Raw genomic sequence first — 26,794 nt, 5'->3', positions numbered from 1 at the left:
GGGCCTATCCTGGCGGGGTGCCCACAGGTGGATCAGCGGCAGTCGTCGGCGGGGGAATCGGCGGGCTGGCCGCGGCGATCGGATTGTCGCGCGTCGGCTGGCAGGTCACGGTCTTCGAACGACTGCCCGGCGAACTGGACGACGCCGGTTCCGGAATTTCCCTTGCCGCCAACGGCGTTCGAGCCCTGGACGCATTGGGAGCCGGCGACGCACTCCGCGCCGACGGCTGCTTCCAGCGCACCGTCAGCACCCGCAGCCCGCGCGGGACTTGGCTGGCGCGCATGGACGGAGCCGAACTCGAACGCGTCGCCGGGACGCCGATCGTCGGCATCGCACGGTACGAATTGCATCGGCTGCTGCGGTCTCTGCTGCCCTCGCCGGTGGTGCGGGAGGAGGTCACCGCCGTCGAGGACAACGCCGTGGTCACGTCGTCCGGCCGCCATAAGGCCGACGTGATTGTCGCCGCCGACGGCGTAAACAGCCGACTGCGCAAGCGTTTCTTTCCCGCTCATCCTGGCCCCGTCTACAGTGGATCGGCCGTCATCCGCGCCATCACGACCGAGCCGTTCCCACTGTCCTCTTCGGACTTCAACCTCACCTGGGGCCGTGGAGTCGAGTTCGGATACATCGGTTTGGCGGACGGCCGAGCCGAATGGCACGCCGTGCTGAGCATCCCGGCAGGCACCCGCTATCCCGACCCGATCGCCGAAATGCGCCGCCGCTTCGGTTCCTGGCACGAACCAATCACCGAGCTGCTCGACGCGACCGACCCGGAAGCCGTGCTGCATCACGACGTTTACGAACTGGTGACGCCGCTACCGTCCTATGTGTCCGGTCGAGTCGCCCTGCTCGGCGATGCCGCGCACGCGATGCAGCCGAACCTTGGCCAGGGCGCTTGTCAGGCCCTGGAAGACGCGGTGACACTGGCCCATGCGCTGTCGTCGACTGACCTCGACACCGCGCTCACCCGGTACGACGCCGAACGCCGCCCGCGCAGCCAGGCCATCGCCCGAGCCGCCCGGCAAACCGGCCGGATGGGCCAGCAGCTGACGAACCCAGCCGCGATCGCGGTGCGGAATCTGGCGTTCCGAGCCATGCCGACAACGGTGATGGCGCGGTCGATGCTGCGCTACACCCGTTGGCAGCCGCCGATCCTGGCCAGCCCGGACGCAAACCCTCAGAGCTGATTGACGTCCACGATCCGGACCACCGCGCTGCCCACCTCGTCCGAGGCACGCAGATCGACCTCCGCGCTGATCCCCCAGTCATGGTCGCCAGCCGGATCGTCGAAGATCTGCCGAACGCGCCACACGTCCGGCTCCTGCTCGATCAGCAACAACGCCGGACCACGCGCGTCCGGGCCGATTCCGAGTGAATCGTGCTCGTCGAAGTAGTCCTCGATCGCGTCTTCCCACGCGTCCGCGTCCCAGCCGGAAGCCGCGTCCAGCGAGCCCAGTTCCTCGTACGCCCGGCGCGAAGCCAGCTCCACGCGGCGGAACAACTCGTTGCGCACCAGCACGCGGAACGCCCGCTCGTTGCGCGTGACCGCGGGCGGCTCGGGCGGCGGCCGGTGCGACACCGGGCCCTCCTCGTCCGGATGCCGCAGCGCTTCCCATTCGTCCAGCAGGCTCGAGTCGACCTGGCGCACCAGTTCGCCGAGCCATTCGATGAGGTCCTGCAGCGATTCGGTCTTCGCCTCGTCCGGCACGGTGTGCCGCAACGCGTCGTAGGTGTCGGCGAGGTAGCGCAGCACGAGGCCCTCAGACCGCGCGAGCTGATAAAAGCCCACGTATTCCACGAAGTTCATCGCGCGCTCGTACATATCGCGCACCACCGACTTCGGCGACAGCTCGTAATCCGCCACCCACGGATGCCCGGCGCGATACGACTGGTAAGCCGCGTTGAGCAGTTCCTCCAACGGTTTCGGATACGTGACGGACTCGAGCAGTTCCATCCGCTCGTCGTACTCGATCCCGTCGGCCTTCATCGCCTGCACGGCTTCCCCGCGTGCCTTGAACTGCTGCTGCGACAGCACCGGACGCGGGTTGTCCACTGTGGATTCCACAATGGACACCACGTCCAGCGCGTACGACGGCGACTCGATGTCGAGCAATTCGATGGCAGCCAACGCGAACGGCGAAAGCGGCTGGTTCAACGCGAAATCGAACTGCAGGTCCACCGTCAGGCGGACGACGCGCCCCTCGGCGTCCGGTTCGGGCAGCTTTTCCACGACCCCGGCCGCGAGCAGCGAACGGTAGATCTCGATCGCCCGCAGGATCAGCTTCCGCTGCGTCGGACGGTCCGAATGGTTGTCCTCCAGCAGATGCCGCATCGCGTCGAACGCGTTGCCCGGCCGGGAAATCACGTTCAGCAGCATCGAGTGGCTGACCTGGAAGCTGGACGTGAGCGGTTCCGGATCGGCCGCGATCAGCCGGTCGAACGTGCTCTCGGTCCAGTTGACGAAACCCTCCGGCGCTTTCTTCCGGACGATCTTCTTTTTCTTCTTCGGGTCGTCGCCCGCCTTCTCCAGCGCCTTCGCGTTCTCCACCACGTGATCCGGTGCCTGCACGACCACGTAACCGTCGGTGTCGTACCCGGCCCGGCCCGCGCGCCCGGCGATCTGGTGGAACTCGCGCGCCTTCAAATGCCGCTGCCGCACACCGTCGTACTTCGTCAGTGCCGAGAACACCACGGTCCGGATCGGCACATTGATGCCGACGCCGAGGGTGTCCGTCCCGCAGATCACCTTCAGCAGACCCGACTGCGCGAGCGTTTCGACCAGCCGCCGGTACTTCGGCAGCATGCCCGCGTGGTGCACGCCGATGCCGTGCCGCACGAGCCGCGAGAGCGTCTTGCCGAACCCGGCGGAGAACCGGAAGTCGCCGAGCAGATCGGCGATCGCGTCCTTCTCGGCGCGAGTCGTGACGTTGATGCTCATCAGCGTCTGCGCCCGCTCGATGGCCGCCGCCTGCGAGAAATGCACGACATACACCGGCGCCTGGCCGCCGTTGAGCAGCTCGGACATCGTCTCGTGCAGCGGCGTGAGCGCGTACCGGAAGGTGAGCGGCACCGGCCGCTGCGCCGAAGTGACCACCGCGGTAGGCCGTCCGGTCCGCCGGGTCAGGTCCTTTTCGAAGAACGAAACGTCGCCGAGCGTGGCCGACATGAGCACGAACTGCGCGTTCGGCAGCTCGATCAGCGGGACCTGCCACGCCCAGCCGCGGTCCGGTTCCGAATAGAAGTGGAACTCGTCCGCGACGACCTGGCCGACCGGAGCATCGGCGCCGTCGCGCAACGCGATGTTCGCCAAGATTTCCGCGGTGCAGCAGATGATCGGCGCGTCCGCGTTAACACTGGAATCGCCGGTCATCATGCCGACCTGGTCGGCCCCGAAGATCTCGATGAGCTGGAAGAACTTCTCCGAGACGAGCGCCTTGATCGGCGCGGTGTAAAAACTGCGTTTGCCGTGGGCGAGCGCGGTGAAGTGCGCGCCGACCGCGACGAGGCTTTTGCCGGAGCCGGTCGGGGTCGACAGGATGACGTTGGCCCCGGAGACGACCTCGATCACCGCCTCCTCCTGCGCCGGGTACAGCTCGATGCCCCGCTCCGCCGTCCACGTCGTGAAGGCTTCGAACAGGGCATCTGCGTCGGGATCCGCTGGCAGGAGGTCGGTGAGAGTCATCGTGGCACCCATCGTGCCATCCCGGCCCCGCCCGCAGGTGCAGGGGAGATCGCGGGTGCTTGCCCTAACCCGTAGGCTTCCGGTACCGCGCGCTGCCGGAGGGGAACGGACAGGCGGGCGCGCACACGGGCGGTACTCGCGGAGGATTCGGCAATGGCACAGGACATCATCCCGATCGAGCTCGGGCTGCCGCAGGGCGACGTGGTCACCCTCTGGGCCCCGCGGTGGCGGGAGGACGGCGAGGAGTGGGAAGCGTTCCTCGGCGACGAGGACGACCTGTACGCCTTCCCGGACGCCGCGCACCTGGCCGCTTTCGTGCGCACGGCCGAGCAGCACGACCTGCTCGACCACCCGGCGTGGGACGCGGTGCCCGTGCTGAACGTGCCCGAGCTGATCCCCGACGACGACCACTCCTACGACCTCGTCGGCGTGCCCGAGCTGGTCGCCGAGGAGCCGGACTCGTGGACGATCGGCGAACTGGCCGAGATCGTCGGCATCGTCCGTTCGCTCGCCGACGTGTGCGAGCTCGACGAGGTGCACGAGGTGCTCGACGCCTACGAGGGCTTCTCGCTGCTGGAGCAGGGCCGGCTGCCGTTCACCGGGCGCGAGGGCGAAGCGCTGTGGAACGACCTGTCGAAGGCGGTCTCCGAGAAGTGGGACACCGTGCTCGACGCGATCGACAACCTGGTGACCGTGCCGGACGTCGACGCCGCGGTGCTGGAGCAGACCGCCGAAGAGCTGGCCGCCTTCCACGAGGAGTCCGCCGAGGCGGAGGCCGGTGAAGAGGACGGAGGTCCGGAGGACCTCGAAGCGGTCGACGCCGAGGACGAGGACGCCGAGGACGAACCGGTCGGCTTCTGGGGCGAGGTCGGCATCGACCCGATCAAGATCGTCACCTCCGGCGCGGAGTACTACACGCTGCGCTGCTACCTCGACGACAAGCCGGTGTTCCTCGGCAACGAGGGCGAGATCGACGTGTTCAGCTCGCCGAAGGCACTGCTCAAGGCGATCAAGGCGGGCGACGAGCTCGCCGACACCGACCTCGCGAGCGTGTCCACTTGGGACGAGGTGCGCGAGAAGGCGGCGGCCGACGAGCTCGAGATCGAGGTCGACACCGACAACACCTACGTGTTCCCCGGTCTCGACGAGGACATCGCCGAGGGCCCGGAGTCGATCGACCCGACCCAGCTGGAACTGGCCGTCGAGCTGATCACCGACGCGGCCGAATGGGCGGGCGACGACACCGTCGAAACCGCGCTGGCGGCCAACGAAAGCCTCGGCTGGCTGGTGTCGTTCGTGCTGCGGCCGGACCCGAGCCGGCTCGAGCCGAGCGCTCCGTTCGACACCGAGCAGAGCGCCTGGCGCAAGCTGGTCGAGGACTTCGAGAACCGCCTCACGGTGGTCTGAACCTGCTAGAGGGCGTCGAACACGCTCTCGGCCGAGTCACCGGCGGAGAACATCTTCCAGGCGACGCCGGCGATCGCATCCGGATCCAGGGTGTGGCCGCCGGCGTCGCCGTATTTTTCCCGCTGTGCGACGACCATCCGGTGAATGTCGCCGCGTTCGACCAGACCGCCGATGATCAGGCTGCCCGCGTACACGCCGGTCCCGGCCAGCCCCTCGTACAGCGTCCGCGCGTAATTCCGCAGCGCCGCTGACGACACCGCGAGCGCGCCGAGCGCGGGCATCGGCCGCACCGCGCTGAGCCCGCCGGCGAACAGGAATCCGCCGCTGCCGCGCTCCAGCATGCCCGGCAGCAGTTTGCCGACCACCTCGACCGCCGGGTACACCCAGCTCATCGCCTTCTCGACAGCGTCGACGGTCGCGTCGGTGATGTCAGTGGGGAAGCTGTCCGGTTCGATCGCGGCTGGGCCGTAGTAGGCGACATCGATGTTGCCGAACCGTTCGGTGATTTCCTCGAGTGTCGCGCTGATGCCGTTCCGGACGTCGCCGACGAACGCTTCGGCGTTGTCGAGCTCGGCCAGGTAAGCCGGGTGCCGCTCAGCGGTACGCGAAACGAGCGCGACGCGGTATCCCTCCTCAGAGAACCGGCGGGCCATCGACATTCCGAGGCCGGGTCCGGCTCCGAGAACGACAGCGGTCGGGCGAGCGGTCATGACTTGGCTTCCTTCCCCAGGGATAAATCGAGGGTGCCCTCGACTTCGTTCGCCAAGCTACCACAAAACCCGAGGGCAGCCTCGACTTTGTACGATGGGACCCATGGCCACCGGATCGAAGCCGTTGCGCGCGGACGCCGCCCGCAACCGCGACAAACTGCTGGCCGCCGCCACGCGCGCGTTCGGCGAGCACGGCCTCGACGCGCCGCTGGAGCAGATCGCCCGCAGTGCCGGAGTCAGCATCGGCACCCTGTACGCGCACTTCCCGACCCGAGACGCGTTTGTCGACGCGATCCTGCCCGCGCAAATCGCGGCACTGGACGAGCTGGCAACGCAGGCGTTGGCGGAGCCGGACCCGTGGCAGGGCTTCACCGGGTTCCTCGACGGCCTGTTTGCCTTGCAGGCCAAGGATCACGGCCTCAGCGACGCCCTCGCCCGGCGGCTGCCGCTCAGCCCGGCCGTACTGGAGGCGTGCGCCGCCGGTTTCGAGCACGCCGCGCGGATTATCGACCGGGCAAAGGAATCCGGTCAGCTGCGCGCCGATTTCGCACCCGCGGATCTCGCCCCGCTGATGTCCGCGATGTCGCCGTTGATCCGCGAATCACCCGAAACCTGGCGGCGGCACTTAGCCTTCTTTCTCGACGGCCTGCGCGCTTAGTCCTTTTCGGACTCCGCCCGCACCGGAACCAGACCTATTGCCAGCAGCGGGAAAATCGCCGCCACGCAATACGCCAGCGCATACCGGCTGTCCCCGATCACCAGGCCCAGCAACGGCGGGGTCGCCGACGCGGCGATGTTTTGCGCGGTGTTCTGCGTCCCCATCGCGCGGCCGGACCACGCGACCCCGGCCAGCTCGGCCGACGCGGTGAAGCCGAGACCGTTGTCCGCCACCGTGATCACCGCCGCCAGCACCAGCGCGGCCAGCACCAGCCACAGCCAAGTCGCGTCCCCGACCGCGACCAGCAGCATCACGACCACACTGGCGACGGCGAGCTGCCGCATCGGCCGCAGCCGGCTGCCGACCCGGTCCGACCAATACCCCGACGCCAGCCGCCCGAGCGCGCCGAGCACCTGAGCCACCGCGACGAACACCCCGGCCTGCGCGGCGGTCCATTGATGCTGCGACACCAGATACACCGGCGCGAACGCGGACACCGCGAACTGCGGCACCACCAACAGCGCGCTCGCGCCGTGCACTCGCCACAGCCACGGCTTGCGATACGGCGACGGCGGCCGCTCCCCCTTCGCCGCACGCGGCGGCCGCGGCGGGTCCACGACGAACAGCGCCACCAACAGCGCCACGCCGACCGCCAGCACGGCCGGAAGCAGCATCGCCGCCTGGAACCCCCACAGCGCGGCCAGCGGCGGCAGCCCGAGCGCGGCCACTCCGACCCCCAGCGGCTGCGCCGTCTGCCGGATCCCCATCGCGACGCCGCGCTCGGATTTGGCGAACCAGCCCATCACGACCCGGCCGCTCGCCGCGTTCACCGAAGCCGTGCACGCACCGGCTACGAGAAACACTCCAAAGAGAAGTCCGACCGGGTGGTGCCACAGGGCGGCGTACACGAGGAGTAACCCCGAAATGCCCAGGCCCAGCGCCATGATGAGCCGCTCGCCGTAACGGTCCGCAGCCGCGCCCCAGGCGATGAGCGTGAGCAGCAGGCCGATGCTCGGGGCCGCGACGACCGTGCCCGCCTGCGCCAGCGTCAGATGGTCGGCCTCGCGCATGGCGGGCACGAGAAACGGGAGCCCGTAAAGGAACGAGCAGCTGGCGGTCTGCGCGGCGAGGCCGAGCGCGAGAATCAGCCACCGTCGCGAGCTGCCTTTTTCCCGCACCTGCTCCCCCGCCTCGACCTGCGCCATTCCGTCCACTGTCTCATATATTGAGAAGTATTTCTTATATAGTGAACGATAGTTGGCATGGCTAACGAACGCAACCGCCTTTCCGGGCGGCCGCGGCCATGGCCGCTTCGGAGCCGGGATTCAGCCGAGCGCCGCGTACCCGGGTTTGACGACGTTCTCGATCAACTCGAGCCGCTCGTCGAAATCGAGGAACGCGGATTTCATGGCGTTGATCGTGAACCAGCGGAAGTCGTCGAGGCCGAAGCCGAACGTCTCGGCCAGCGCGGCGAATTCACTGGTCATCGTGCAGCCGCTCATCAGCCGGTTGTCGGTGTTGACGGTGACACGGAAGCGCAGCCGGGCGAGCAGGCCGATGGGATGCTCGGCCAGCGACGGCACGGTTCCGGTCTGGACATTCGACGAGGGACAGATCTCCAGCGGGATCCGCCGGTCCCGGACGTAGGAGGCCAACCGTCCAAGGTGGACATTTCCGTCGGCGTCGGCGGTGATGTCGTCGACGATCCGCACGCCGTGCCCGAGCCGTTCCGCACCGCAGTACTGGATTGCCTCGCCGATCGACGGAAGCCCGAACGCTTCGCCGGCATGAATAGTGAAGTGTGCATTGTTCCGGCGCAAATAGTCGAATGCGTCCAGATTGCGGGTAGGCGGGAATCCGTCCTCCGGTCCGGCGATGTCGAATCCGGCCACCCCGGCGTCGCGGCAGCGCACCGCGAGTTCGGCGATCTCGAGCGCGCGGGCGTGCTGGCGCATGCCGCACAACAGCGTCCGCACCCGGATCCGGCCGCCGCCCGCGGCTACCCTCCGCATCCCTTCGGCGAAGCCCGCCTGGACGGCCTCAACCACTGCATCGAGTGACAGCCCGCGTTCCACGAACAGCTCGGGCGCGTACCGCAGCTCGGCGTAGACGACCCCGTCCGCGGCCAGGTCCTCGACCGCTTCGGCGGCAACCCTGACCAGGGCTTCCTCCGTTTGCATGACACCACACGTGTGGGCGAACGTTTCGAGGTACGACACCAGGGAACCGGAGTCCGCCGCGGCGCGGAACCAGCGGCCCAGCTCGTCCGGATCCGTCGCGGGAAGGTCCCGGTAGCCGAGATCCTCGGCGAGTTCGGCGACCGTGCCCGGCCGCAAGCCGCCGTCGAGGTGATCGTGGAGCAGGACCTTGGGGGCGCGGCGCAGGATCTCCGCGCTCAGCGGGGTTACGTCCGACATGCTCCAACGGTAGCCTCGCTGTCATTCCCCTACCTGGCCGTAACCGAGAGCACCGGAACAACCCTCTGCTCAGCACTGTGCGCAAGGAATCGGCCATCCGGGTGGCACGGTCGTTATCCGCGTTCCCCGGGGGCCATACGCACAGCAATTTTCTTCATCGATAAGCTCGGGTCAGTCCCTTCCATTTTTCCCCGCCGACGAAGGACACCGCAGTGACCACTGACAACCACATTGCCGCTCCGTCGTTCGACCGGATGCGCAACATGCTGGTGCGCGCGGCCGAGGTTCGTGAGAGCGAGCAGCAGCAGATCTTCGACGCGCTCGACGACATCTATGCCCGGCTCGCCCCGGTGGACTCCCTCGGCGCGGTGCGCAAGCGGCTGTCGGAACTGCCGGACCGGACCGAGGTCGGGGTGCTGGCGGAGCGCCTCGACGAGGCGATGACGCGGCTGGAGTCGCAGGACAACGCGATCGCCGCGCTCACGCACGCGGTGGAGAGCATCGTCGACAAGCTGGCGAAGCCCTTCGCCCAGCTCGACGGACGCCTCGACGGCGTGGCGGCGCGGTTCGAGGGCGTCGCGGGCCGGATGGACGGGCTCGAGGACAAGCTGCAGAACATCCATCGCAGGCTCGACGAGCTGGGCGGGCACCTGGACAAGCAGGACGCCAAGCTGGAGTCGCTGCCGCAGGCCACGCAGGGCCCGATCCGCGACCGGATCGAGATGGCCGAGACGTCGCTGCGCGAGCGGATCGAGACCACGGACCAGGAACTGCGCTCGCGCGTCGACGAACTGGACCGCGCGACGAAGGAACGGATCGCCACCGCGACCGACGCGCTGAAGAGCGCCGTCTCCGACACCGGCGAGATGATCGACCCGGCCGCGCGCCTCGACTCGGTGGGCACGAAGCTCGAAACGATCACCCAGCGTCTCGACGACCTGTCCAGCCGCATCGACAAGGTCGAGGACGACGTCACCGGCCGCATCGGCGACCTGGACGGCTCGGTCCGCAGCGGCCTGTCGAAGGTCGAAGGCACGCTGTCGAAGCAGCCGGACACCGACGCGGTCGACTCGCTGGTGCGCCGCAGCAACGACGAATCGGTACGCCGCATCGGCGGCCAGCTGGACGAAGCGATGGCGACGTTCGCGGAACTGATGCTGGGCGGCGGACCGGCCGTACAGCAGATCGCCCCGCCGCCGCCCGCCCCGCGCCAGCCGCGCCGCAGCTCGCGCAACGGGCGGTCGCCCAAGGCCGCCGACGCGAAGGCGAAGGCTGGCGGCGACTCGGACGAGTCGACCGACTGAGCTTGAGTGACCGAAGCCCCCGTCCAGAGTTCTGGACGGGGGCTTCGTCGTTTCAGTGTCACTAGCCGCGACCGAGCCCGCCCTCTAGAGGATGTCGCTGTACGGCTGTCAAGCCGCAGTGGCTGGACCTGGTTCCGAGTGCTGGCAGTGGGCGCCGTTGCGGAGCATGGCGTAGAGGTCGCAGCGCCGTCGGGCAAGGCAGATGAGCGCGGCAAAGGGTGCTCATCGAGTCTCGGCGGCGACCTGTTTACTTTGCTGGAGCACGATCTTTCAGGCTGTCGCCCGGCGCGGCAGACTGTGTCCGCGCCCCTGCGGGGAGCGTGAGTCTCGGCAATCCCGGCGTTTAGGGCTACTGATGCGGTCCGTGCGCGACAGCGTCCATAGCTCCGGTTCGCTGTTGGGCAGCGGCCCGTCATGCAGCCGCTTCCCGTCCGAGTCCAAGACAACCGCGTGCTGCTCGCCCGTCCCTAGATCCAGACCGACGAGCACGCCGGAACTGCCGGTCGGCACCCTCTGCGGGCGATCGATGGGCCACGCCCGGCGACCGCAGCCCGTTGATCAGGAACCACGAGAAAGCAAACCCTCAGGGCCGAACCGCCTCCAGCACGATCCCCCGCGCAGCAGGAGCCTCCGCTCCCACCTCGAACCCGCCTTCCAGCGCGGCCAGGGCCGCCGGGATCGCGTCCGGGGTGTCCGTGTGCAGTTCCAGCAACGGCTCCCCCTCCACCACCTGGTCACCCGGCTTCGCGTGGCACAAGATCCCCGCCGCGGCCTGCACCGGGTCTTCCTTTCGCGCCCGGCCAGCCCCAAGCCGCCAAGCCGCGACACCCACGGCATAGGCGTCCAGCGAAGTCAGCACCCCTGAAGCAGGTGCCGGGACGACGTGCACCGTAGAAGGCCGCGGCAAGGCAGCCGAAGGATCCCCGCCCTGGGCGGTGATCATCCGAGCCCACACCTCGTAAGCCTCCCCGGACGCCAGCACCTCAGCCGGATCCACGGAAATCCCCGCCAAAGCAAGCATTTCCCGAGCCAGCGCCACCGTCAGCGAGACCACGTCAGCCGGGCCACCGCCGCGCAGGACCTCGACCGCCTCGGCGACCTCGACCGCATTGCCGACCGCCCGGCCGAGCGGCGTGCTCATGTCGGTGATCAACGCCGTGCAAGCGACCCCGTGCGCGGTCCCGATGTCCACGAGCGTCCGCGCCAGCAGCTGCGCCTCCGGCACGGTCTTCATGAACGCGCCGGACCCAGCCTTCACGTCCAGCACCAGCCCCGAAGCGCCCTCGGCGATCTTCTTGCTCATGATCGAGCTGGCGATCAACGGCACCGACTCGACCGTCGACGTGACATCCCGCAGCGCGTACAGCTTCTTGTCCGCCGGAGCCAAGCCCTCGGTCGCCGCGCAGACCACCGCGCCGACCGAGTTCAGCTGCGCCGCGATCTCGTCCAGGGACAACGCCGCCCGCCAGCCGGGAATCGACTCCAGTTTGTCCAGCGTCCCGCCGGTGTGCCCGAGCCCGCGACCGGACAGCTGCGGCACCGCGGCACCGCACGCGGCGACCAGCGGAGCCAGCGGCAAGGTGATCTTGTCGCCGACCCCGCCGGTCGAATGCTTGTCCACGGTCGGGCGCGCGACGTCCAGCGACAGCCGCGAGCCCGAGTCGATCATCGCGCCGGTCCAGCGCGCGATCTCGCCGTCGTCCATGCCACGCAAGAAAATCGCCATGGCCAGCGCGGCCATCTGCTCTTCCGCGACCGCTCCGCGGGTGTAGGCGTCGACGACCCAGTCGATCTGCTCGTCGCTCAGCCGTCCGCCGTCGCGCTTGGTCCGGATGACGTCTACCGCGGTGAAAGTCACGGCAGGTCCTCCGGCCCGAACGCGTCCGGCAGCACCTCCGACATCGGCAGCACTCCACGCGGAGTGTCGACCAGGCAAGTGGATCCGCCGAGTTCGAACAGAATCTGGCGGCACCGTCCACACGGCATCAGCAGCTCACCCGAGCCACTGCGGCAAGCCACCGCGACCAAACGGCCGCCGCCGGACAGTCGCAATTGTCCGGCCATTGTGCACTCAGCGCACAAACCCAAGCCGTACGAAGCGTTTTCGACGTTGCAACCGGTCACCTGCCGACCATCGTCCACAATGGCCGCGACGCCGACGTGCAGTCCCGAATAAGGCGCGTAAGCGTGCGAAGCAGCCGACACCGCGGCCGCCCGCAAAGCCTCCCAGTCCACTTCGGACATCAGTCGCCCTCACCTCGTCGATACTGCGCGCCGTCCGCCTTGGGCGGCCGAAGTCGTTGCGACGCAACAGCTAGCACGATCAGCGTCACGAAGTGCGCGGTGTACGGGATCAAGTCGCTCGGGAGAGTGTCGTTGGTCCAGTAGATCGCGTACAGAATCCCAGCACCGACGACGCCGAGCGCGGCCGCGAGCCAGCGCTTCCGGATCAGCTGCACGATCACGATGATCGCCAGCAGAATCACCGCGCCGTACAGCAACGCCAGCACCGCGTCGCCGCCGCCGGCGAGCTGCAGACCGTCGGAGTACCCGAACAGCGCGGCACCGCCGAGCAGACCGCCCGGTCGCCAGTTGCCGAAAATCATCGCGGCCAGACCGATGTACCCGCGGCCGTTGGTCTGGTTCTCCAGGTAGTCCGCGCCGCCCTTGAGCAGCACCAGCGACGCACCGCCCATGCCGGCGAACCCGCCGGAGATCAGCACGCCGACGTACTTGTAGCGGTACACGTTCACGCCGAGCGACTCCGCCGCGACCGGGTTCTCGCCGCACGAACGCAGCCGAAGGCCGAACCGCGTGCGCCAGAGAATCCAGTAGCTCACCGGGATCAGCACGATCGCGATCATCGTCAGCGGCGCGACGCCGGTCACCAGGCCGCGCAGAATGCCCGCGACGTCAGACAATCCGACGCGCTGCTGGTCTTCCAGCGAACCCAGCCAGTCCGACAATCCGGCCGCGGAATAGGTGTCGAACTTCGGCACCGGCGGCGACTGGCGCGGGTTTCCCGACAGCGGCTCGAAAATCAGGTTCGCCAGATACTTCGCGACCCCGAGCCCGAGCAGGTTGATCGCGACACCGGAAACGATGTGGTTGACGTTGAACGTCACCGTCGCCACCGCGTGCAGCAGCCCGCCCAGCGCGCCGAACGCGATCGCGGCCAGCAGGCCGACCCACGCTCCGCCGTAATACGCACCCCAGGCCGCGCCCCAGGTGCCGAGGATCATCATGCCTTCGAGGCCGATGTTGATCACGCCCACGCGCTCGGCCCACAGCCCGCCCAGCGCACACAGCAGGATCGGCAATGCCAGCCGCAGCGCGGTCGACGCGGTGTTGCTGGACGTCAGCGCCGAAACGCCGGTGGCGTACGACGCGGTCGACATCACCGCGATCGCGACCACGGCCCAGATCACGCCGCGCAGCCAGCCGGGGATCCGCGGCCGCTTGCGCTTGACCGGCATCGGCGTCCCGGATTCCGGACCCGGCCGGGAGAACTCCGTCGTGGTGGTCACACCGCACCGCCTTCCGCGACCGAGGCGCCCTTGCGGCCGTTGCCGGCGAGCGCCCTGCCCACCCTGCGCTGTTCCGCGGCGAGGTCGGCCCGGCGCACGATCTCGTACGCCACGACGACCGAGAGCACGATGATGCCCTGCATGATCGTCGCGATCTCCTTGGACACGTTGATCTGCTCCAGCGACACCGCGGAGGTGTCCAGGAACGCCCACAGCAGCGCGCCGAACGCGATGCCGCCGGGATGGTTGCGGCCGAGCAGCGCGACCGCGATGCCGGTGAAGCCGTACATCTGGGTCGCGGTGATGCCGTAGCTGTAGTCGCGGCCGAGCAGTTCCGGCATGGCGACCAGACCGGCCACCGCGCCCGACAGCAGCATCGCGATGAGCGTCATCTTCTTCGCGCTCACGCCACCGGCGGCCGCCGCCGTCGCGGACTCGCCGCTCGCCTTCAGCTCGAAGCCGAACCGGGTGCGGTTCAGCATGAACCAGTACGCGCCGCCGATCACGATCGCGATGAACACGAACCCGAACAGCGTGCCCGACCCGAGCGGGATGCCCGGGATCCGGCCGGACGGCGCGATCACCCTGGTCCCGATGTTGTTGCCGGTCTGCACGCCGAACTGGTCGGCGTTGATGAGGAACGCGATGATGCCCGCGACGATCGAGTTCAGCATGATCGTCGAGATGACCTCGCTGACGCCGCGGGTCACCTTGAGCACCGCCGGGATCGTCGCGTACAGCGCGCCGGAAACCACGGCCACCAGCAGGATCACGATGGTGTGGATGACCGGCGGCAGCTGCAGCGCCCCGCCGATGATCGCGGCGACCACCGCGGCGAACCGGTACTGGCCCTCGACGCCGATGTTGAACAGGTTCATCTGGAACCCGATCGCCACGGCGAGGCCGGACAGGTAGTACACCGTCGCGAGGTTCACCGTGTCGACCGCGGTGGAGCCCTTGAACAGCTGGCCGATCATCGTCCCGTACGCCTGCAACGGGTCGGCGCCGGAGATGACGAGCGCGATCGCGGACAGGATCACCGCGAACGCGATCGCGAGCAGAGGCGGCAGCAGCCGCGTGCGCCACGAACTCATGAGTCTTCACCTTCTTCGGCGCCGGTCATGGCGGAACCGAGTTCCTGCGGGGTGACGGTGGCCGGGTTCGCCTCGCTCACGAGCCGCCCGCGCAGCATCACGCGAATGGTGTCGGACAGCCCGATCAGCTCGTCGAGGTCCGCGGAAATCAGCAGCACGGCGAGGCCGTCGGCACGCGCCTGGCGGATCTGCTCCCAGATCAGCGCCTGCGCACCGACGTCGACGCCGCGCGTCGGGTGCGAAGCGATCAGCAGCACCGGGTTGCCGGACAGCTCGCGCCCGACGATCAGCTTCTGCTGGTTGCCGCCGGACAGCGCGGCGGCCGGAACGTCGATGCCGGGCGTGCGGACGTCGTACTCGCGCACGATCCGTTCGGTGTCCTCGCGCGCGCCCGCGATGTTGAGCAGTTGCCCGCCGGACACCGGTTCCCGCGTCTGGTAGCCGAGAATCCGGTTGACCCACAACGGTTGCGTGAGCAGCAGGCTGTGCCGCGTGCGGTCTTCGGCGATGTAGCCGATGCCCGCCTCGCGCCGCGCCAGCGTGCCCAGCTTGACCAGGTCGTGCGTCTCGCCGTCGGGCGGCGTCAGCTCGATGTGTCCGCCGCTCGCCTTGCGCATCCCCATGATCGTCTCGACCAGTTCGGTCTGGCCGTTGCCCTCGACGCCCGCGATGCCGAGCACCTCGCCCGCGTGGACGGTGAAGGAGATGTGGTCCAGCACGTTGCGCTCGGACCCCTCGGCGGACAGCCGCAGTTCGCGCACCTGCAGGACCTCGCGGTCGGTCACCGTCGACTCGCGCGTCTCCGGGCTCGGCAGCTCCGAACCGACCATCATCTCGGCCAGCTCGCGGCTGGTGATCTTCTTCGGATCCGCGGTGCCGACCGTGGTGCCGCGCCGGATCACGGTGACCGTGTCGGCGATCGCGCGCACCTCGTCGAGCTTGTGCGAGATGAAGAGGAACGTGTAGCCGTCGGCCTGCATCTCGCGGACGGTCGTGAACAGCGCGTCCACTTCCTGCGGCACGAGCACGGCGGTCGGCTCGTCGAGGATGATGATTTTCGCGCCGCGGTAAAGGACTTTGACGATCTCGACGCGCTGGCGGTCGGCGACGCCGAGTTCCTCCAGCAGCGCGTCGGGCTTCGCGTGCAGCCCGGTCCGCTTCGACAGTTCCGCCAAGCGCGTCCGCGCCGCGCGGCCGATGCCGTGCAGCGCCTCCGCGCCCAGGAACACGTTTTCCGCGACGGTCAGGTTGTCGGCGAGCATGAAGTGCTGGTGCACCATGCCGATCCCGGCGCGGATGGCGTCCTGCGGGTTGCGCAGTCTCACCTCGGCGCCGTTGATGGCGATGCTGCCCTCGTCGGGCTGCTGCATCCCGTACAGGATCTTCATCAGGGTCGACTTGCCAGCGCCGTTCTCGCCGCACAGCGCGTGCACCTCGCCCGCCGCGACGGTGAGGTTGACGTCGGAGTTCGCGACGACGCCGGGGAACCGCTTGGTGATCCCGGTCAGCTGGACGGCCGGCACGCCCCGGTCGGGGACGGCTTCGGCCTCGATCTCGGTCATCGGAGGGGACATCCCGTTCTGTCGGAAACGCGTGAGGGCCCGGAAGGAAGATCCTTCCGAGCCCTGCCGCGTCGTGAGCGTTACTTGGCCGGCTTGTCCGAAACCTTGATGGCGCCGGAGACGATCTGGGCCTTGTACCCGTCCAGCACGTCCTTGATGTCGTCGACCTTGCCGCCGGAGGTCGAGTAGCCGACCCCGTCGGACTTCAGGTCGAAGCGCTTCGGCACCGTGCTCAGGTCGCCCTTCGCGACGGCCTGCAGGTACTCGAAGACCGCGACGTCGACGCGCTTGATCATCGAGGTGATGATGATGTCCTTGTCGGCGGCGACCGTCTTCTGGTTGTACTGGTCGGAGTCGACGCCGATGGCCAGCGCGTTGTTCTGCTTCGCCGCGTCGAACACGCCCTTACCGGAGGCGCCGGCGGCGTGGTAGACGACGTCCGCGCCGCGGGAGATCTCGGCGGCGGCCTTCGCGTTGCCCTTCGGCGGGTCCTGGAAACCGGAGAAGTCGCCGGCGGGCGTCAGGTACTCGTCCTCGATCTTGATCTTGCTCGAAACGGCCTTCGCGCCCTGCAGGAAGCCCGCCTCGAACTTCTGGATCAGCGGAGTGTTCACGCCGCCGACGAAGCCGACGTGGCACTTCTTGCTCTTGTACGCGGCGGCGACGCCGGCCAGGAACGAGCCCTGCTCCTCGGCGAAGACCAGCGGCGTGACGTTCGGCAAGTTGATCGAGTCGTCGTCGACGATCGCGAACTTCGTGTTCGGGTACTTCGTGGCGACGGCCTTGACCGACTGCGCGTAGGCGAAACCGACCGCGACGATCGGGTTCAGGCCCTGCTGCGCCATCTGCTCGAGGCGCTGCTGCTTGGCGGCTTCGCTCTCGCTCGCGCTCGCGGTGCTCTCGTTGACGGTCGGGACGCCCAGTTCGGACTTCGCCCGGTCGGTGCCCGCGGCGGCCGCGTCGTTGAAGGAAGCGTCACCGCGACCGCCGACGTCGAAGGCCAGGCCGACCTTGAGCTTGCTGCCGTCGACCTTGCCCGAGGCGGCGCTGCTGCTCGTGGCGGCGGCAGGCGCGGCGGGCGGCTTCGGGGCGGTGATGCAGTTCGAGCCCGCGTTGCCGTCCGAACCGGACGCGTTGTTGTTGCTTCCCCCGGTGTCCTTCGCGCACCCGGCCAGTGCAAGCACCCCAGCCATGGTCGCGGCGGCCAGCGCGGTTCCACGCATGCGACGCAACGTGTGTCTCCCTCCCCGCTGATCCAGCGGACGATCCAGGAACGGCCCGGTCACGGTCGCCGGGCTCAACTGGCAGACCGTACCCAACCGCCGGGTAACCGCCATAGGAACGGCACGCTACGTAACACAAACGTTTACTCGGAGGGTCGATCCGCGACCAATCCGGCGCCGACCGTGATCAAGAGCCCCCGCCCCGCCCGCCGCGATCACGCACCGTGGCCCCGCTTTCGCCCGGGAGCCGTCCGTGAAGGACTCCGCGAGGGAATCCCGGTCCCGGAAGGAGTCCTTCACGGCAGCTCAGACGTGCTCCAGACCACACGTCCGAGTGGTCTGCCGTGGTCACCGGTGTCTGGTCTGTCACAGAGAGGAACCCGGAGGTGAGCCGCGCGTATGGGTCGGGTCTAGCATCCATGCATCCACGCTCGATGGCCCCTGATCTCGGCACCGTCGCCGGAGTTGTCCCCAGTGGACCGACCCCGGCCGCGGGTGCGGACCTCACCGGTCACCCGGGCACGACAGTCATGACGTTGGAGGCCGTTCACCGATGTCCACCACGGCGAGCACTGCCACCGAAAGCGGGGCAGGAGCTAGCGATCGGGCGGGTGCCTCACGCCGGCAGGGAACCTTCTACCGGGGCGACCCCGGCATGTGGTCCTGGGTGCTTCACCGCATCACCGGCGTGCTGACCTTTTTCTTCCTGTTCGTGCACGTGCTCGACACCGCGCTCGTGCGCGTGTCGCCGAACACCTACGACCAGGTCATCGAGACGTACAAGACGCCGATCGTGAACCTGCTCGAGGTCGGCCTTGTCGGCGCGGTGCTGTTCCACGCGCTCAACGGGCTGCGCGTCCTGCTGGTCGACTTCTGGGCCAAGGGCCCGAAGTACCAGAAGACGATGCTCTGGGTCATCGGCGTCGTGTGGGTGGTCGTGATGGTTCCGGGTGCGTTCTTCATGCTGAAGCGCACCGTCGAGACGCTTTTCGGGGGTGCCTGATCCCATGGCCGACGCTCTGATCCTCGACAAGCCGCGCTCGCCGCGGCGGCCGTCCGCCCGGCGCAGCAACTTCGAGCTCTACAGCTGGCTGTTCATGCGCATCTCCGGACTCGCGCTGATCATCCTGGTGCTGGGCCACCTGTTCATCATGAACATCCTCGACGGCGGCGTGCACCGCATCAACTGGGGCTTCGTCGCCGGCCGCTGGGCCTCGCCGTTCTGGCAGTTCTGGGACCTGGCGATGCTGTGGCTCGCCGAGATCCACGGCGGGAACGGGCTGCGCACGATCATCGACGACTACGCGCGCAAGGACTCCACCCGGTTCTGGCTGAAGATCCTGCTCTACGTCTCGATGGTGCTCATCCTGGCCGTCGGCACGATGGTGATCTTCACGTTCGACCCCGAGATGCCTGCCTCCTGAGGCGCACCCACCACTAGCTAGCGGAGTCTTTCCCTATGCAGTTCCACAAGTACGACGTGGTGATCGTCGGCGCGGGCGGCGCCGGCATGCGCGCGGCCATCGAATCCGGTCAGCGCGCCCGCACCGCGGTCCTCACCAAGCTGTACCCGACCCGGTCCCACACCGGCGCGGCCCAGGGCGGCATGTGCGCCGCGCTGGCGAACGTCGAAGAGGACAACTGGGAATGGCACACCTTCGACACCGTCAAGGGCGGTGACTACCTGGTCGACCAGGACGCCGCGGAGATCATGGCGAAAGAGGCCATCGACGCCGTCCTCGACCTGGAGAAGATGGGCCTTCCGTTCAACCGGACGCCCGAGGGCAAGATCGACCAGCGCCGGTTCGGCGGGCACACCCGCGACCACGGCAAGGCCGCGGTGCGCCGCGCCTGCTACGCCGCGGACCGCACCGGGCACATGATTCTCCAGACGCTGTACCAAAACTGCGTCAAGCACGGCACCGAGTTCTTCAACGAGTTCTACGTGCTCGACCTGGTCCTGTCCGAGGGCGAGGACGGCAACCCGATCGCCACCGGCGTGGTCGCCTACGAGCTGGCCACCGGCGAACTGCACGTGTTCCAGGCGAAGTCGATCGTGTTCGCCACCGGCGGCGCGGGCAAGATCTTCAAGACCACCTCGAACGCGCACACCCTCACCGGCGACGGCCTCGGCATCATCTTCCGCAAGGGCCTTCCGCTGGAGGACATGGAGTTCTTCCAGTTCCACCCGACCGGCCTCGCCGGACTCGGCATCCTGATCTCCGAGGCGGTGCGCGGCGAGGGCGGCATCCTCCGCAACGCCGACGGCGAACGGTTCATGGAGCGCTACGCCCCCACCATCAAGGACCTCGCGCCGCGCGACATCGTCGCCCGGTCGATGGTCCAGGAGGTGCTGCAGGGCCGCGGCTGCGGGCCGAACAAGGACTACGTCGTCCTCGACGTGACCCACCTGCCGGTCGAGGTCCTCGAGACCAAGCTGCCGGACATCACCGAGTTCTCCCGCACCTACCTGGGCGTCGACCCGGTCAAGGAGCCGGTGCCGGTGTTCCCGACGTGCCACTACGTCATGGGCGGCATCCCGACGAACATCCACGGCGAGGCGCTGCGCGACAACGAGCACGTCATCCCGGGCCTGTACGCCGCGGGCGAGGTCGCCTGCGTGTCGGTGCACGGTTCGAACCGCCTCGGCACGAACTCGCTGCTGGACATCAACGTGTTCGGCCGCCGCGCGGGCATCGCCGCCGCGGAGTACGCGCTGGCGCACGACCACGTCGAGCTGCCGGAGAACCCGACCACCCTGGTCGAGGAACAGCTGGAGCTGCTGCTGTCGGAGCACGGCGACGAGCGCGTCGCCGACATCCGCAAGGAAATGCAGCAGACGATGGACTCGCACGCGTCGGTGTACCGCACCGAGGACACGCTGAAGCAGGCGCTGACCGACATCCAGGCGCTCAAGGAGCGCTACCAGCGGATCACCGTGGCGGACAAGGGCAAGCGGTACAACACCGACCTGCTCGAGGCCGTCGAGCTGGGCTTCCTGCTGGAGCTGGCCGAGGTGCTGGTCGTCGGCGCGATCGCGCGCAAGGAGTCCCGCGGCGGGCACGCCCGCGAGGACTACCCGAACCGCGACGACACGAACTTCATGCGGCACACCATGGCCTACAAGCAGGGCGAGGGGCTGTCGTCCGACATCCGGCTCGACTACAAGCCGGTCACCTTCACCCGCTACGAACCGATGGAGCGGAAGTACTGATGACGACGGCCACCCCTGAAGCGCCTTCCTCCAAGGCGTCCGACGAGCACACGCCGATCCAGGTCACGCTGAAGATCCTGCGGTTCAACCCGGAGGTCGACCAGGAGCCGCACTGGGAGTCCTACGACGTCCCGGCGCAGCCGACCGACCGCGTGCTGAACCTGCTGTTCTACGTCAAGGACTACATCGACGGCACGTTCTCCTTCCGCCGCTCGTGCGCGCACGGCGTGTGCGGTTCGGACGCGATGCAGATCAACGGGATCAACCGGCTGGCCTGCAAGGTGCTGCTGAAGGACCTGCTCGAGAAGAACGGCAAGAAGACCGAGATCACCATCGCCCCGATCAAGGGCCTGACGACGTTGAAGGACCTGTACGTCGACATGGACCCGTTCTTCGAGGCGTACCGGGCGATCAAGCCGTACCTGATCACCTACGGCAACGAGCCGACCCGCGAGCGGATCCAGTCCCAGGCCGACCGCAACCGGTTCGACGACACCACCAAGTGCATCCTGTGCGCCTGCTGCACGTCGTCCTGCCCGGTCTACTGGAACGACGGCTCGTACTTCGGCCCGGCGGCGATCGTCAACGCCCACCGCTTCATCTTCGACTCCCGCGACGAGGGTGCCGAGGAGCGGCTGGACATCCTGAACGACGGTGAAGGCGTGTGGCGCTGCCGCACGACGTTCAACTGCACCGACGCCTGCCCGCGCGGCATCCAGGTGACGAAGGCGATCCAGGAAGTGAAGCGCGCGCTGCTGTTCAAGCGCGTCTGATCTCAAGTACGTGAGGGGAACCCTGAGGGAATCTGATTCCCTCAGGGTCCCCCTCACGGCTGTTTAGCCGAGCTGTCCACAGGTCGGCGGGCTGTCCACAGATCAGCCCTGGGCAGCCCCGAAGTCCCCCGGGCGCGGCAGCATTAACTGGGTGAAACAACGAGGCCGGTGGGCCGCCCACCCCGAAATGCTCGCGCAGCACAGCACTCACCAAGCGATCCGCGCGATGACGCTGGAATCACTGGGCATGAACAGCAGGGTCATCTATCGAAGATGCCTGCCCGGCGGACCATGGCGACGGCTGTTGCCCGGAGTCATCCTCCTGCACAACAACGACCCCACGACTGACCAGCTGGTGCACGCAGCCTTGCTGTACGCGGGGGAATCAGCGATCGTCACCGGCGAAGAAGCCTGCCTCCGGTACGGCATGCGTCTTCCGGAGCCGGAGAGCCCTCGGCAAATCCACCTGCTGGTTCCGCATCGACAAAAGCTCAACAGCGCTGAGTTCGTGATCATCGAACGGACGAGGCACCTCCCGGCACCGTGGCTGCGCAATGGCATCCCGCTCGCGCCCCCGGTCAGAGCCACCACGGATCTGGTCCGGCGCGTACGTGACCCCGAGATCGTCAGCCGCATCCTGATCGAAGCGGTCCAGCGAGGCAGTTGCGCGCCGCGAGCTCTGGCGGGAGAGCTGGACCGCGGCACCAAACGGGGCACCGCGATCCCCCGTCGGCTGCTCGCCGAATGGTCGGATATCCGGTCCGTCGCCGAAGCCGAGGCTCAGAAACTGGCCAAGAACCTTCCGCGCCCGCCGACCCATCAGAATGCCGCGCTTTACGACCAAGAGGGCCACTACGCGGGGCGACCTGACTTCTGGTGGGACGACGTGGGGCTGGCATGGGAGATCGACTCGGTGGAATTTCACTTTCGTTCGGCTGATTACGCACGAACGTTGCATCGAAATACTCGCTACGCGGCGCTTGGCATCACCGTTGTGCAGACTCTGCCGTCCCGTCTGCGCACCGAACCAAAAGCAGTTCTGAACGAGCTCAGCGACGCATACCGTGCCGCCGAGATCCGCCCTCGCCCACCGGTTTCCCTGCGCCCCCCTGGCTAGTACGTGAGGGGAACCCTGAGGGAATCTGATTCCCTCAAGGTTCCCCTCACGTACGTCAGTGAACCGCGTCGAGGGCGTTGACTAGGCCGCGCCCGTAATACGAGTTGTTTCGGGCCGGTCCGGAGCAAGCCGACACATCGCAAGCCACCGGATCCGCCTCCGCGGTAAGCAAAGCCGCCAACGCCCGCGGCGGCGCATTCCGGTGTGTAGAAGCCAAAAGCGCCGCAACCCCAGCCGCATGCGGCGAAGCCATCGACGTGCCGCACTTAGTCCCGTAAGCGCCGTTGAAAATCGTCGACAGCGGGCACCCCGAGCCCTGCCCCGAAGGCGGAACCTGGCCCGAATCGCCGCCCGGCGCAGTCACCGTGACCGAGCCGTAGTTGGAGTAGTAGGCCTTCGTCCCCGCGTAACCAACCGCAGACACGGTCACCACACCGTCGATCGCCTTGGGCAGGATGCCGCACGAAGAATCAATCTTGTGCGGACGATTCGGGTCGACAGTCTGCTTCGTGACGTCGAAGCCCGAGTTACCCGCCGCAGCGACATTGAGAGTCCCGCGCTGCGTCGAGTAGGTCACGGCGCGCCGTACGGCCTCGTACGCGGCAGCGTCGCCCGCTTCGTTGCGGCAGTAGAACATCCCGGGGTCGATGTAGTAGCTGTTGTTCGTCACCTGGAAACCGTGCTGTGCGGCCCAGACAAAGCCGCAGACCGCTGCCTCCGGGAAGATGTAGCCGTCGTCGTTCACGACCTTCACGGACGCCAGCCGCACGCCCGGTGCGATGCCGGTGAAGCCGCGCGACGCGTCCTTGCCCGCGATGGTGCCTGCGACGTGCGTGCCGTGGTCGGAGTTCGTCGGGGCCCACGCGGAAGCGTCCGGCGCGCCGGTGACACAGCCGGTCGAGGACTTCGTGTCCACCGCGCTCGCGAGCGCCGGGTGTTTGGCGTCGATGCCGGAGTCCAGCACGCCGACGGTGACCGACCGCGAACCGGGGTTGATCTTGTTCGCTTCGGGAGCGTGGATGGCCCGCATGTCCCACTGCTGAGTCGACAAATCGCTACCGGTGGCGACGCTCTCCGTCTGCTCCAGCATCCCGACCGCCGAACGCAGTCCGGCGCGGGCGGCGGCCTTCGCGGCGACGTCCTTGCCACCCGAATAGGCCCGCTTCACCCCGATCCGGTCGGCGAAGTCCGCGTTGCGCGAGCTGGCGACCGCGACGCCGATTTCCGGGTAGTACGCGATCCGCTTGCCGCATTTGGCGGTCAGCTCCGCGTCGACCGAACGCTGCGTCTCGCCCGGTTGGTACAGCACGACGTAGCTGTACTGGGTGCTGGTGGTGTCACACGACGGCGCGGGCGCGGCGGACGCTGGCACAGCCACCGCAGCGGCGGCGACGCCGGCTACCGCGACCGGGACGAGCAATCGACGTAAACGGGACATTTAGCCTCCATGGTCGGTCGCCCGAAACTAAGCCAGCCCGGACGCGCCCCGCCACCGACCAAAGGACGCTTCGCCGGATCAGGTGTTCGCGCGATCCCGCGACGTCGCCCGGATGCCGCGCCAGCCGAGCACCCCGATCGCGGTGCCGAGCACGAACGAAACCACGGTCAGCACCGCGTGCACGATGAAGTACCCGGTGGGCGAACCGTCCGGCGCCCACGACTGGTTGCTGGCCCACAGATTCTTGGCGAACGTGATCCAAATGATCCAGGACCAGATGCCGAAAGCGAACAAGGCCATCGCTGTACCTCGTGAAATGCGCATGTCTCGAGTATGCCGCCGGACCATCGACGCTAGATTGCGTGGGTGCACCCCGCTTTCGCCCGGTCGCTGCGAGCATTCGCCGCGACACTCGCCGCAGCCCTCGTAGCCGTCGCCGCGCCCGTCGCCCTCGCCGCACCGGCGCTGGCGGAGCAATGCACCGAGCACGCCGTGCCGCCGGCGCCGGTGGACACGTCGGAGAAGCCGAAGCCGGGCCAGCCCGTCCCGCCGCCGCTTCCGGTGCCCGCTCAGCCGGTCGGCGGCGACCTCCTTGGCGGCTGCGGCCCGGTCCTCCCGCCGGGCGCGCCCGCGCTGCCTCCCGGCGACACCTCGGCGTCGTGGGTCCTCCAGGACCTCGACACCGGCGCGGTCGTCGCGGCGAAGGACCCGCACGCGCGGGAGCGGCCGGCGTCGCTGATCAAGACGCTGCTGGCGCTGGTGGTGGTCACCGAGCTGAAGCCGGACCAGGTCATCGTCCCGACGAAGGAGGACGCCGAGCAGGAGTGCACCTGCGTCGGCATCACCGCGGGCGGGCACTACACGGTCGACCAGCTGCTGCACGGCCTGCTGATGCACTCGGGCAACGACGTGGCGCACGCCTTCGCGACGGCGCTGGGCGGCGTGGACGCGGCGGTCGCCAAGATGAACGCGCTCGCCGCCCGCATCGGCGCGACGGACACTCGCGCGGCGACCCCGTCCGGCCTCGACGGACCGGGCATGTCGACCTCGGCGTACGACCTGAGCCTGGTCTTCCACTACGCGATGAAGCAGCCGGAGTTCGCCAAGGCGGTCGCGACGAAGGCGTACACGATCCCGGCGATCGACGGGAAGCCGCCGATCCCGGTGTTCAACGACAACAAGCTGCTCGGCGTGTACCCCGGTTTCCTCGGCGGGAAAACGGGCTTCACGGACGACGCGCGGCACACGTACGTCGGCGGCGCGGAACGCGACGGCCACCGCCTCGCGATCGTGATGATGCGGGCCGAACAGCGTCCGACGAAGGTGGTCGACCAGGCGGCGAAACTGCTCGACTACGGCTTCGCGCTGGAGAAGAACGGCGCACAGCCGGTCGGCCAGATCGCCTACCGGCCGCTGAGCACCGACTCGGCCGCCCCGATGTCGGACAAGGAAGTCACCCCCGCGGGCGCGACGACCGCGGCGGCGGAGAAACCGGACCCGTTCGGAACGACCGGCTGGGTGCTGACGGTGGTGGTGCTCCTGATCATCATCGCCGGGTTCGTCATCAGCTACCAGCGGAAGCGCAACGCCCGCGCATAGCGAGCCGATGAAAAAAGGGCCTCCTTGATTCGCTCAAGGAGGCCCTTTTGTGTCAGCCCTTCCGCCTGCCTAGCCACGCCAGCAGCGCACCGGCACTGAACGCACCGGCCACGGAACCGAGCCCCAGCCCGTGCTGCACCGTCACCCGGGGCTCCAGCAGCACCGGAGCGGGCGGCTGCACCACGCGTCGCTGGTTCTCCCGCGCGGTCGCCGTCCAGGCCGTCACCAGCAGCAGGAACCGCGACACCAGGTTCGCGAACACCAGCAACCCGATCACCGGCCCGAACAACGCGAACGACGGCGACTTCGTGACGCTAGCCAGGTACACAGTCGCGACCTGCTGCAGAATCACGAACCCGACAGAGGCGAAGATCGCGCCCTTGACCGCGCTCCGCAGCGCGACGTGCTCCCGGGGCAGCCGGGCGATCACCCACAGGAAAACCAGCGCGTTGGCGATCAGGCTGAGCACGATCGTCGCGGCTTGGAGCAGGAACTTCGCCCACCCCTGGCCTTCCAGCCCGACCAGTTCCAGCAGCAGTTCGCCGAAGCCACTGCCCGCCGCGGTGATCGCGAACGACACGACCAGCGCCAGCCCGAGCCCGATCAGCGACAGCAGGTCCTTGATCGTCTTGGTGACGAACGGTTCCGTCTTCTTCTCCTGCCCCCACTGCGCGGTGAGGGCGTCGCGGAGGTTGGCCATCCAGCCGACGCCGGAGTAGAGCGCCAGCAGCAACCCGAAGATCCCGATCCCGCTGCCGGAACTCAGCGCGGTGTCGGTGATCTGTTTGACCAGGCCGCGCAGGCCTTCGGGGACCGAACTGTCGATCCCGTGCGTGATCTGGTCGATCACCGCGGTGTTGTGCCCGAGCACCATGCCGACGACCGCGAACGCCACCATGAAGATCGGGAACACCGACAGCACGCTGAAGTACGTGATCGCCGCCGCGTAATGGTTGCCGTAGTTTTCGTTGAAGGAATCGTTGGCGCGGATCAGGTGATCCAGCCACGGGTACTTCCGCCGCAGCCGGGGCAGCAGCTTTTCCTTGTCACCGGTCTCTTTCGCCACCGG

The 26,794-nt window shown here is 68.0% G+C and carries 23 protein-coding genes; 10 read left to right on the top strand and 13 right to left on the bottom strand.

Going from position 1 to position 26,794, the window contains the following annotated elements; genetic code table 11:
• The first annotated feature begins 17 nt into the window (after positions 1 to 17).
• Entirely contained in the window at positions 18 to 1,187 is a 1,170-nt protein-coding gene (locus EIZ45_RS32760) for an FAD-dependent monooxygenase (RefSeq protein ID WP_134667564.1), read from the top strand.
• On the opposite strand, the gene EIZ45_RS32755 is transcribed toward EIZ45_RS32760, so the two are convergent.
• On the bottom strand, positions 1,178 to 3,682 hold the full coding sequence (locus EIZ45_RS32755) for an RNA helicase (RefSeq protein WP_134667565.1): 2,505 nt from the start codon (positions 3,680 to 3,682) through the stop codon (positions 1,178 to 1,180). The two genes, EIZ45_RS32760 and EIZ45_RS32755, sit on opposite strands and share 10 nt — an antisense overlap.
• Before the next feature lie 153 nt (positions 3,683 to 3,835).
• Here EIZ45_RS32755 and EIZ45_RS32750 point away from each other — a divergent pair, with 153 nt between their 5' ends.
• Positions 3,836 to 5,089 (top strand): primosomal protein, encoded by a 1,254-nt coding sequence (locus EIZ45_RS32750; RefSeq protein ID WP_134667566.1) that lies wholly within the window; start codon positions 3,836 to 3,838, stop codon positions 5,087 to 5,089.
• Between the two features lie 5 nt (positions 5,090 to 5,094).
• Here the strand turns inward: EIZ45_RS32750 and EIZ45_RS32745 are convergent, their stop codons facing one another.
• A complete protein-coding gene (locus EIZ45_RS32745; protein WP_134667567.1) occupies positions 5,095 to 5,799 on the bottom strand; it encodes an SDR family oxidoreductase in 705 nt (234 codons plus the stop codon).
• A 103-nt stretch (positions 5,800 to 5,902) separates the two neighbouring features.
• Here EIZ45_RS32745 and EIZ45_RS32740 point away from each other — a divergent pair, with 103 nt between their 5' ends.
• Complete coding sequence (locus EIZ45_RS32740) at positions 5,903 to 6,457, top strand: TetR/AcrR family transcriptional regulator (protein WP_037816134.1); 555 nt, start codon at positions 5,903 to 5,905, stop codon at positions 6,455 to 6,457.
• On the opposite strand, the gene EIZ45_RS32735 is transcribed toward EIZ45_RS32740, so the two are convergent.
• Both EIZ45_RS32735 and EIZ45_RS32730 read right to left on the bottom strand, forming a co-directional pair.
• The gene (locus EIZ45_RS32735) at positions 6,454 to 7,662 is read right to left on the bottom strand and encodes an MFS transporter (RefSeq protein ID WP_134667568.1); all 1,209 of its coding nucleotides are present in this window, start codon (positions 7,660 to 7,662) and stop codon (positions 6,454 to 6,456) included. The genes EIZ45_RS32740 and EIZ45_RS32735 overlap by 4 nt on opposite strands.
• 120 nt (positions 7,663 to 7,782) lie before the next feature.
• Complete coding sequence (locus EIZ45_RS32730; RefSeq protein ID WP_134667570.1) at positions 7,783 to 8,874, bottom strand: adenosine deaminase; 1,092 nt, start codon at positions 8,872 to 8,874, stop codon at positions 7,783 to 7,785.
• Between the two features lie 212 nt (positions 8,875 to 9,086).
• On the opposite strand from EIZ45_RS32730, the gene EIZ45_RS32725 reads away from it, so the two are divergent.
• Complete coding sequence (locus EIZ45_RS32725) at positions 9,087 to 10,178, top strand: PA containing protein (protein ID WP_134667572.1); 1,092 nt, start codon at positions 9,087 to 9,089, stop codon at positions 10,176 to 10,178.
• Between the two features lie 583 nt (positions 10,179 to 10,761).
• On the opposite strand, the gene EIZ45_RS32715 is transcribed toward EIZ45_RS32725, so the two are convergent.
• The 6 genes from EIZ45_RS32715 to EIZ45_RS32690 form a co-directional block, all read right to left on the bottom strand.
• The gene (locus tag EIZ45_RS32715) at positions 10,762 to 12,036 is read right to left on the bottom strand and encodes a thymidine phosphorylase (protein ID WP_134667574.1); all 1,275 of its coding nucleotides are present in this window, start codon (positions 12,034 to 12,036) and stop codon (positions 10,762 to 10,764) included.
• Positions 12,033 to 12,422, bottom strand: a complete 390-nt coding sequence (locus EIZ45_RS32710; protein WP_037816141.1) for a cytidine deaminase — start codon at positions 12,420 to 12,422, stop codon at positions 12,033 to 12,035. The genes EIZ45_RS32715 and EIZ45_RS32710 overlap by 4 nt, the downstream gene beginning before the upstream one ends.
• Positions 12,422 to 13,654, bottom strand: a complete 1,233-nt coding sequence (locus EIZ45_RS32705) for an ABC transporter permease (RefSeq protein WP_051172618.1) — start codon at positions 13,652 to 13,654, stop codon at positions 12,422 to 12,424. Before EIZ45_RS32705 ends, EIZ45_RS32710 begins: the two co-directional genes overlap by 1 nt.
• Before the next feature lie 47 nt (positions 13,655 to 13,701).
• Entirely contained in the window at positions 13,702 to 14,799 is a 1,098-nt protein-coding gene (locus tag EIZ45_RS32700) for an ABC transporter permease (RefSeq protein ID WP_037816144.1), read from the bottom strand.
• Positions 14,796 to 16,361, bottom strand: a complete 1,566-nt coding sequence (locus tag EIZ45_RS32695; RefSeq protein ID WP_037816145.1) for an ABC transporter ATP-binding protein — start codon at positions 16,359 to 16,361, stop codon at positions 14,796 to 14,798. The genes EIZ45_RS32700 and EIZ45_RS32695 overlap by 4 nt, the downstream gene beginning before the upstream one ends.
• A gap of 80 nt (positions 16,362 to 16,441) precedes the next feature.
• The gene (locus EIZ45_RS32690; protein WP_037816147.1) at positions 16,442 to 17,584 is read right to left on the bottom strand and encodes a BMP family protein; all 1,143 of its coding nucleotides are present in this window, start codon (positions 17,582 to 17,584) and stop codon (positions 16,442 to 16,444) included.
• Positions 17,585 to 18,137: 553 nt separating this feature from the next.
• Here EIZ45_RS32690 and sdhC point away from each other — a divergent pair.
• The 5 genes from sdhC to EIZ45_RS32665 all read left to right on the top strand — a co-directional run bounded on the left by sdhC (position 18,138) and on the right by EIZ45_RS32665 (position 22,688).
• Entirely contained in the window at positions 18,138 to 18,587 is a 450-nt protein-coding gene (sdhC, locus tag EIZ45_RS32685; protein ID WP_078870582.1) for a succinate dehydrogenase, cytochrome b556 subunit, read from the top strand.
• Positions 18,588 to 18,591: 4 nt separating this feature from the next.
• Positions 18,592 to 19,008: a succinate dehydrogenase hydrophobic membrane anchor subunit gene (locus EIZ45_RS32680; RefSeq protein ID WP_037816149.1), complete on the top strand. Its 417-nt coding sequence runs from the start codon at positions 18,592 to 18,594 to the stop codon at positions 19,006 to 19,008.
• A 35-nt stretch (positions 19,009 to 19,043) separates the two neighbouring features.
• Positions 19,044 to 20,798, top strand: a complete 1,755-nt coding sequence (gene sdhA, locus EIZ45_RS32675) for a succinate dehydrogenase flavoprotein subunit (RefSeq protein WP_037816150.1) — start codon at positions 19,044 to 19,046, stop codon at positions 20,796 to 20,798.
• A complete protein-coding gene (locus EIZ45_RS32670; RefSeq protein ID WP_037816151.1) occupies positions 20,798 to 21,571 on the top strand; it encodes a succinate dehydrogenase iron-sulfur subunit in 774 nt (257 codons plus the stop codon). The genes sdhA and EIZ45_RS32670 overlap by 1 nt, the downstream gene beginning before the upstream one ends.
• Before the next feature lie 151 nt (positions 21,572 to 21,722).
• Positions 21,723 to 22,688, top strand: a complete 966-nt coding sequence (locus tag EIZ45_RS32665) for a hypothetical protein (protein ID WP_240690850.1) — start codon at positions 21,723 to 21,725, stop codon at positions 22,686 to 22,688.
• Positions 22,689 to 22,743: 55 nt separating this feature from the next.
• On the opposite strand, the gene EIZ45_RS32660 is transcribed toward EIZ45_RS32665, so the two are convergent.
• Together EIZ45_RS32660 and EIZ45_RS32655 are read right to left on the bottom strand one after the other, a co-directional pair.
• Positions 22,744 to 24,126 carry a S8 family serine peptidase gene (locus tag EIZ45_RS32660; protein WP_134667576.1) on the bottom strand — a complete coding sequence of 461 codons (1,383 nt, stop codon included), beginning with the start codon at positions 24,124 to 24,126 and terminating at the stop codon, positions 22,744 to 22,746.
• A gap of 78 nt (positions 24,127 to 24,204) precedes the next feature.
• Positions 24,205 to 24,450 carry an SCO4848 family membrane protein gene (locus EIZ45_RS32655; RefSeq protein ID WP_037816154.1) on the bottom strand — a complete coding sequence of 82 codons (246 nt, stop codon included), beginning with the start codon at positions 24,448 to 24,450 and terminating at the stop codon, positions 24,205 to 24,207.
• 42 nt (positions 24,451 to 24,492) lie between these two features.
• Here EIZ45_RS32655 and EIZ45_RS32650 point away from each other — a divergent pair, with 42 nt between their 5' ends.
• Complete coding sequence (locus EIZ45_RS32650; protein ID WP_037816155.1) at positions 24,493 to 25,725, top strand: D-alanyl-D-alanine carboxypeptidase family protein; 1,233 nt, start codon at positions 24,493 to 24,495, stop codon at positions 25,723 to 25,725.
• Positions 25,726 to 25,777: 52 nt separating this feature from the next.
• Here the strand turns inward: EIZ45_RS32650 and yhjD are convergent, their stop codons facing one another.
• Positions 25,778 to 26,791: an inner membrane protein YhjD gene (yhjD, locus tag EIZ45_RS32645; protein ID WP_134667577.1), complete on the bottom strand. Its 1,014-nt coding sequence runs from the start codon at positions 26,789 to 26,791 to the stop codon at positions 25,778 to 25,780.
• Positions 26,792 to 26,794: the final 3 nt, after the last annotated feature.

Origin of the sequence: Amycolatopsis sp. CFH S0740 (assembly GCF_004522315.1) — a bacterium.
Classification (GTDB): Bacteria; Actinomycetota; Actinomycetes; order Mycobacteriales; family Pseudonocardiaceae; genus Amycolatopsis; species Amycolatopsis nivea.
The sequence above is the reverse complement of the archived record's forward strand: the minus strand, read 5'-3'. Positions and strand labels throughout refer to the sequence as shown.

Excerpts from the sequence above, each read along its gene's own strand:
- EIZ45_RS32745 (WP_134667567.1), bottom strand. The coding sequence starts at position 5,799 with ATGACCGCTCGCCCGACCGCTGTCGTTCTCGGAGCCGGACCCGGCCTC.
- EIZ45_RS32750 (WP_134667566.1), top strand. The coding sequence starts at position 3,836 with ATGGCACAGGACATCATCCCGATCGAGCTCGGGCTGCCGCAGGGCGAC.
- EIZ45_RS32700 (WP_037816144.1), bottom strand. The coding sequence starts at position 14,799 with ATGAGTTCGTGGCGCACGCGGCTGCTGCCGCCTCTGCTCGCGATCGCG.
- EIZ45_RS32710 (WP_037816141.1), bottom strand. The coding sequence starts at position 12,422 with ATGTCCGAAGTGGACTGGGAGGCTTTGCGGGCGGCCGCGGTGTCGGCT.
- EIZ45_RS32680 (WP_037816149.1), top strand. The coding sequence starts at position 18,592 with ATGGCCGACGCTCTGATCCTCGACAAGCCGCGCTCGCCGCGGCGGCCG.
- EIZ45_RS32655 (WP_037816154.1), bottom strand. The coding sequence starts at position 24,450 with ATGCGCATTTCACGAGGTACAGCGATGGCCTTGTTCGCTTTCGGCATC.
- EIZ45_RS32740 (WP_037816134.1), top strand. The coding sequence starts at position 5,903 with ATGGCCACCGGATCGAAGCCGTTGCGCGCGGACGCCGCCCGCAACCGC.
- EIZ45_RS32660 (WP_134667576.1), bottom strand. The coding sequence starts at position 24,126 with ATGTCCCGTTTACGTCGATTGCTCGTCCCGGTCGCGGTAGCCGGCGTC.
- EIZ45_RS32690 (WP_037816147.1), bottom strand. The coding sequence starts at position 17,584 with ATGCGTGGAACCGCGCTGGCCGCCGCGACCATGGCTGGGGTGCTTGCA.
- EIZ45_RS32695 (WP_037816145.1), bottom strand. The coding sequence starts at position 16,361 with ATGACCGAGATCGAGGCCGAAGCCGTCCCCGACCGGGGCGTGCCGGCC.
- sdhA (WP_037816150.1), top strand. The coding sequence starts at position 19,044 with ATGCAGTTCCACAAGTACGACGTGGTGATCGTCGGCGCGGGCGGCGCC.
- EIZ45_RS32670 (WP_037816151.1), top strand. The coding sequence starts at position 20,798 with ATGACGACGGCCACCCCTGAAGCGCCTTCCTCCAAGGCGTCCGACGAG.
- EIZ45_RS32735 (WP_134667568.1), bottom strand. The coding sequence starts at position 7,662 with ATGGCGCAGGTCGAGGCGGGGGAGCAGGTGCGGGAAAAAGGCAGCTCG.
- EIZ45_RS32730 (WP_134667570.1), bottom strand. The coding sequence starts at position 8,874 with ATGTCGGACGTAACCCCGCTGAGCGCGGAGATCCTGCGCCGCGCCCCC.
- sdhC (WP_078870582.1), top strand. The coding sequence starts at position 18,138 with ATGTCCACCACGGCGAGCACTGCCACCGAAAGCGGGGCAGGAGCTAGC.
- EIZ45_RS32755 (WP_134667565.1), bottom strand. The coding sequence starts at position 3,682 with ATGACTCTCACCGACCTCCTGCCAGCGGATCCCGACGCAGATGCCCTG.
- EIZ45_RS32705 (WP_051172618.1), bottom strand. The coding sequence starts at position 13,654 with ATGCCGGTCAAGCGCAAGCGGCCGCGGATCCCCGGCTGGCTGCGCGGC.